Origin of the sequence: Rhodovulum sp. (assembly GCF_011048875.1) — a bacterium.
In the GTDB taxonomy this organism is placed as follows: domain Bacteria; phylum Pseudomonadota; class Alphaproteobacteria; order Rhodobacterales; family Rhodobacteraceae; genus Rhodovulum; species Rhodovulum tesquicola.
This window is the reverse complement of record NZ_DSDD01000461.1, coordinates 1-4,783: the sequence shown is the minus strand read 5'-3', so window position 1 is coordinate 4,783 and position 4,783 is coordinate 1. Positions and strand designations below refer to the sequence as shown.

The following is a 4,783-nucleotide window of genomic DNA, read 5'->3' as shown; positions in this document are numbered from 1 at the left end:
GAAGCGCCGCCCCGAGATGCGCTGACAGCCTCTGCAGCGCCATCGCATCCGCACTGACTGCCTTCAACCCGAAGGAATGTGCGCGCTATCTCCGGCACGCAGGATATGCGTCAACTTGATCGGAAACAACTCTGGAATGTCGGTTTCGGTGATCCGGTCGGAGGTCAGCACACCGGTGGCATCCTGTGCATCAACAGCCAGATCGGAACCAGCGCGGATTTCCGAGGCGGCAAACCCGCTTTCCGGTTCAAACTCGGTGCCGTCGAAAACAAGACCCCGGTCATGATCGGTGAAGCCGAGCGCCATGCCATCGCTGCGCGATATCCGTCAGCACCAGGACAGGGTGGTGGTGCCATCGTCGAGATGGGCCTGCAGCGCAGGGGAGAGGGATTTCACGATTGCTTCCGTTCCACGGTTGAATTGTAAATCTAGTGTCTTTACATATGGGTTCAGTTCACCACAGGAGACGCGCCATGGTCGCCATGACACCTAACGAGGACGCCCAGCGCCGGTCGCTGATCAACCTTCGCGTCACGCCGCGTGACCGCGACCTGATTGATCGTGCCGCCGCGGCCTTGGGTAAGAACCGCTCGGAGTTCATGATGGAGGCCAGTCGGCAGGCGGCCGAGGATGCGCTTTTGGATCGCTCGGCGTTTCGGCTGGATGCAGAGCAGTTTGGGGCCTTCATGGCGCAACTCGACGCGCCGCCCGCCCCGAACGAACGGCTGCGCAAGTTGCTGGCCACGCCCGCGCCATGGGACAAGTGACGCCGGACGAAGGCCCGTTGCGCGCGCCGGAACCCCTGACTGACGTTCATCAGACCGATAGGTTTTCGTCGGGGGCACCGACGCTTGATACTTGGCTGAAGCGCAAGGCCCGGGCCAATCAGGCATCAGGCGCGTCGCGTACCTATGTGCTTTGCCGGGGCGAACGGGGCCGGGGCGAACAGGTTGTCGGGTATTACGCGCTGGCGGCGGGATCGGTCAGCCACGATCTGGCCCCACGCAAGCTGCGCCAGAACATGCCCGATCCGGTGCCGGTCATCGTTCTGGGCCGCTTGGCGATCGATGCGTCCGAGCAGGGCAACGGTCTGGGGCGTGCCCTGTTGCGCGACGCGGTGCTGCGGATAACGGCCGCCGCGCATGAGGTCGGTATTGCGGCCATTCTGGTGCATGCGCTGAACGACCGCGCCAAGGCCTTCTATCTTGAGGCGGGGTTTGCGGAAACCGCCGTAGAGCCTATGACGCTGTTTCTGCGGATCAAGGATGCCAAGGCGTTGCTGGGCGAAGGATGACGTTCACCTACGGATCTCCAGCAAGGCGATGGCGGTGATAGTGCCCAGCCGCTCAAAGTCGAGGGTGACATCCAGAGTGTTGCTGTCGAAGCGCACCGGCACATCGAATTCAAAACCGGCGCGGATGATGACACCGTTGGCCGGAGCGGTGGTGAAAGTGATCACGCCGGTGGTGGTGTCGATGGTCCAGCCCGACAGCTGTTCGACTATGCCCAGCGCGACGCGGACGGTGCCAGTGACGGGTTTGGTGATGGTCCGGACCCATGTCTGCGCACCGGAAATGAAGCGTTTCGCCAGCTGGAAGCTCTGCTGGCTGCCCGTTCCGATGCCGATCTGCTGGTCGGTCGGGGTGATCGCCTGCGACGGCAGGGCGGATTTGTAATCAGCCCAATCCTTGTAGCGAAACCCGTGCAGGCGACCGTTGCGCGCCTCGAAAAACGCGACAACCACCGCCAGATCATCCGCACGCCGGATGCCATAGGCCACATCGTAGCGACGACGGCTGTTGGCCCAACTTGCGTTGCGCTCTTCATCCCCGCTCGCCAGTTCCACGACTTGTGTGCGCCGTTCCGGGCCGCCGCGCGCCCCGCGGCTGATATTGTCAGGGAAGCGCACCTCGTGAAACGCCATCACATGCCCCTCCGACCCAGCGACACTGCGCGGGCGATATCGGCGGCCACCTGCGTGCGTGATTGCCGGAAGCTTTCGGCATCCCGCGCCATGATCGTGACATTGACGGTGGGCGCGCTGGACTGGCCATAGCCAGCAGCCTCCCGCCGCGACAGCACCCGTTCCCCGCGTTGCAAGATTGCCGGAACCTCGTCCGGGCGCAGCCCTGCCCAGCCGCCGGAATGCATGCGCGGTGCGCCTGCGAAGGCCAGCGCTGGCACCATCCGGCCCGGGCCGGGCGCTCCGCCCTCGCCGCCCGCGTGCAGGATGTTCGCGAACAATCCGCCCGCACCGCCCAGCGCGCCGGAGAGTGCGTTGGCGATTGGCCCCAGGATAAACCGTCGCGCCGCCAGTCGTGCCAGATCGGCGATCATCGAGGTGACCAAGTCGCGGAAGTCGAGCTTGCCGGTCTTGACGAATGTGGCCACAGCGTTCTCGGCACTCTGGAATGCGCTGACCAGCGCCTGTCCGATATCGCCGCCGATCTCGCGGGCCTTGGTGGCATAATCGGCGAGTGCGGCGGTCACCGCCGCCCAGCCGGTCAGGGCGGTTTCTGCGCCCTCTGCGCTGGCCGCCCCGGCCGCGCGACCCGCCGCCCCGGCGCGACCTGCGGCACCGCTGGTGTCGTCCAGTTCCTCGTCCAGCGCGTTGGCGGCTGCGGTCGCACCGGCCAGTGCGGATTCGGCCTCCGATCCGGTATTGCTCATTGCATCCTTCAGCGTCTGCCAACTGGCCAGCGGGCGGCCTGCGGCATCGGCGAGCATGCCTGCGGCTTCGCGGCAACCATCGGCGCAGGCGCGGGCGTCGTCGGCCATTGCGCCCAGGCCGAGATCGGGCGGTTCCAGATAGGTGCGCGACAGCGCGGCTGAGAAGGCATCGGCTGCGGCGGCACCGGCAGCTTCCGCCGCGCCCTCAAACGGATTGCCGATCCGCGCGAGGCCGACAGGATCCAGCGTGCCAATCCGCACGCCACCCTCGCCGGTTGCCCATTCCGGCAGCAGGGCAAGTGCGGCGTTCAGCCCATTGATGAAACTGTTGATGCGCGTGACCACGCCGTTCAGCATCGCCTCGACACCAGAGATCAGCCCGTTCGCCGCCTGAAATGCAAAATCACCGATGGCGCCGGGCAAGCTGCCCCAGATCGCCACTGCCGCGTCATAGGCGCCCTGGAAGATCGCGGCCGTTCGGTCGCCGAAGTTCACCATGCCTGCGATAGTGCCCTCCAGCGCCGAAAGCCCTGCAGCCTTCAGCCTCTCCCAGCCTGCGGACATGCGCGCCAGCGCCCCATCGAGCGCCAGTCCCATGCGCGACCAGACCTCGCGCGCCAGATCACCCAGCAGGCGGAAGGCCGCGCCGACCCCGCCCGCCCCTGCGACCAGCCTCGTGAATTGATAGACCAGTTCACCCGCACCGACGATCAACGCGCCAATCCCGGTGCGGATCAGCGCGCCGCGTAGCACGACCAGTGCGGTCGCCAACCCGCGCACCGACAGCACCGCCGCTGCCAGTCCGGCCACCCAGCGCCCCGCCATGAGGCCCGCGAAGGTGGCGGCATAGGTCGTCAGGCAGCCGATATTGTCGAACAGCTCCTTGATCGCGATGCCCGACGGCCCGGTGGTGCGCGCGATAGCGGCCAGAGCGTTGGCAACCGCCTCGAGCGCCGGGGCCGCTGCCACCGCCAGCTGGTTCGAGACTCCGCGCCAGATCAGCCCCAGCCGGGAAATCGCATCATTGGTGCGCTCGATCTGCGCGGCATCCTGATCGCTCACCACCAACCCGAAATCCTGCACATCGGCGGTGGCTTGCCGCAAGGTGGCCGTATCGATGCGGGTGAACACCAGCGCGGCCCGGTCGCCGAACAGCTGCGAGGCCACAGCCGCGCGCTCGACCTCGGGGACAAACTGGCCCAGCGCCTCCTGAATGGCTCCGATGCGCTGATCCAGCGGCACGCGCTGCAAGTCCTCGGCCGAGAGCTGCAGGCGGCGCAAGGCGTCAACGGCAGGGCCGGTCCCGGCCGCGGCCTGTGACAACCGCCGCGTCAGCTGCACCGTGGCCTGTTCGACCTGACCCATCGACACGCCCGCCAGATCACCTGCGCGTTCCAGCACCTGAATGCTGGCAACCGTGGTGTCGAGCGAGGCCGCGAGCTTGGCCTGCGCATCCACCGTTTGCAGGCCAGAACGGATCATCGCGGCCCCGGCGGCGGCCAGCGCGGCGGTGGCAGCAGCCGCAGCCAGCGTGGCGCGGCGGGCAAAGGCCGCTACGCGGCCATTGGCCAGGTCCATCTCGCGCGACAGGCGGCCGAAGCCACGCGCCCCAGTCGCGCCCACACCTTCAAGTTCGGCGCGGACCTGACGGCCGCCTTCGGCAACGAGGCGGACGGACACCCTTTTTTCAGCCATCGCGGCTTCCTTCCATCTGTTCGTTCAGTTTGCGCACCATCACCGCCTCGATCTCGGGCAGCAGTTCAGCAGCGATCAGGGTGTTGATGCCCAGCGCCTGCGCCATCGCCAGCGCCGCGCCAATGTCCCAGCCAAGCACCGCGCCGGTCGTGACGCGAAGTTGCCCTCCAAGGCGGCCGACCAGATCCCAGACCTGCCAGCCGTCCATCGTCTGCGGGCGGTTCAGTCTTGCAGGGCAGTCGGGGCAGATGCCCCCGCAGCCCTCGCAGGGTGTGCAGGCCCCGCAATACCGGTCGCCACCGCCGAAGGACCAGTCGGCGAGGGCGCGGAGGCGTTTTTTTCCGCGTCCAGGATCAGACCTTTGGCGACGTATTGCGTCTGGAACGCCTCGAAGACCGGCCAGATTTCCAGCAGGGCG

The 4,783-nt window shown here is 66.8% G+C and carries 5 protein-coding genes and 2 pseudogenes; 2 read left to right on the top strand and 5 right to left on the bottom strand.

Annotated features, from left to right (window positions below; all coding sequences use genetic code 11):
• Window positions 1-135: 135 nt before the first annotated feature.
• A pseudogene (locus ENN83_RS15705) lies at window positions 136-396 on the bottom strand (baseplate hub protein); the annotation flags it as partial.
• 77 nt (window positions 397-473) lie between these two features.
• Between ENN83_RS15705 and ENN83_RS15700 the strand changes: the two are divergent.
• Together ENN83_RS15700 and ENN83_RS15695 are read left to right on the top strand one after the other, a co-directional pair.
• Window positions 474-767 carry a DUF1778 domain-containing protein gene (locus ENN83_RS15700; RefSeq protein WP_287188652.1) on the top strand — a complete coding sequence of 98 codons (294 nt, stop codon included), beginning with the start codon at window positions 474-476 and terminating at the stop codon, window positions 765-767.
• Window positions 755-1,294: a GNAT family N-acetyltransferase gene (locus ENN83_RS15695; RefSeq protein ID WP_287188650.1), complete on the top strand. Its 540-nt coding sequence runs from the start codon at window positions 755-757 to the stop codon at window positions 1,292-1,294. The genes ENN83_RS15700 and ENN83_RS15695 overlap by 13 nt, the downstream gene beginning before the upstream one ends.
• A gap of 3 nt (window positions 1,295-1,297) precedes the next feature.
• Here the strand turns inward: ENN83_RS15695 and ENN83_RS15690 are convergent, their stop codons facing one another.
• The 4 genes and pseudogenes from ENN83_RS15690 to ENN83_RS15675 all read right to left on the bottom strand — a co-directional run.
• Window positions 1,298-1,924, bottom strand: coding sequence for a DUF2460 domain-containing protein (locus ENN83_RS15690; RefSeq protein WP_287188649.1), 627 nt, complete (start codon window positions 1,922-1,924; stop codon window positions 1,298-1,300).
• Window positions 1,924-4,365 carry a phage tail tape measure C-terminal domain-containing protein gene (locus ENN83_RS15685; protein WP_287188647.1) on the bottom strand — a complete coding sequence of 814 codons (2,442 nt, stop codon included), beginning with the start codon at window positions 4,363-4,365 and terminating at the stop codon, window positions 1,924-1,926. Before ENN83_RS15685 ends, ENN83_RS15690 begins: the two co-directional genes overlap by 1 nt.
• On the bottom strand, window positions 4,358-4,573 hold the full coding sequence (locus ENN83_RS15680) for a DUF7697 family protein (RefSeq protein ID WP_287188646.1): 216 nt from the start codon (window positions 4,571-4,573) through the stop codon (window positions 4,358-4,360). The genes ENN83_RS15685 and ENN83_RS15680 overlap by 8 nt, the downstream gene beginning before the upstream one ends.
• Window positions 4,574-4,587: 14 nt before the next feature.
• Window positions 4,588-4,783 (bottom strand): annotated as a pseudogene (locus tag ENN83_RS15675) (hypothetical protein); the annotation flags it as partial.

What these genes read in the sequence shown, in the direction of transcription:
- ENN83_RS15685 (WP_287188647.1), bottom strand. Translation starts at nt 4,365, where the DNA reads ATGGCTGAAAAAAGGGTGTCCGTCCGCCTCGTTGCCGAAGGCGGCCGT.
- ENN83_RS15695 (WP_287188650.1), top strand. Translation starts at nt 755, where the DNA reads ATGGGACAAGTGACGCCGGACGAAGGCCCGTTGCGCGCGCCGGAACCC.
- ENN83_RS15700 (WP_287188652.1), top strand. Translation starts at nt 474, where the DNA reads ATGGTCGCCATGACACCTAACGAGGACGCCCAGCGCCGGTCGCTGATC.
- ENN83_RS15680 (WP_287188646.1), bottom strand. Translation starts at nt 4,573, where the DNA reads ATGGACGGCTGGCAGGTCTGGGATCTGGTCGGCCGCCTTGGAGGGCAA.
- ENN83_RS15690 (WP_287188649.1), bottom strand. Translation starts at nt 1,924, where the DNA reads ATGGCGTTTCACGAGGTGCGCTTCCCTGACAATATCAGCCGCGGGGCG.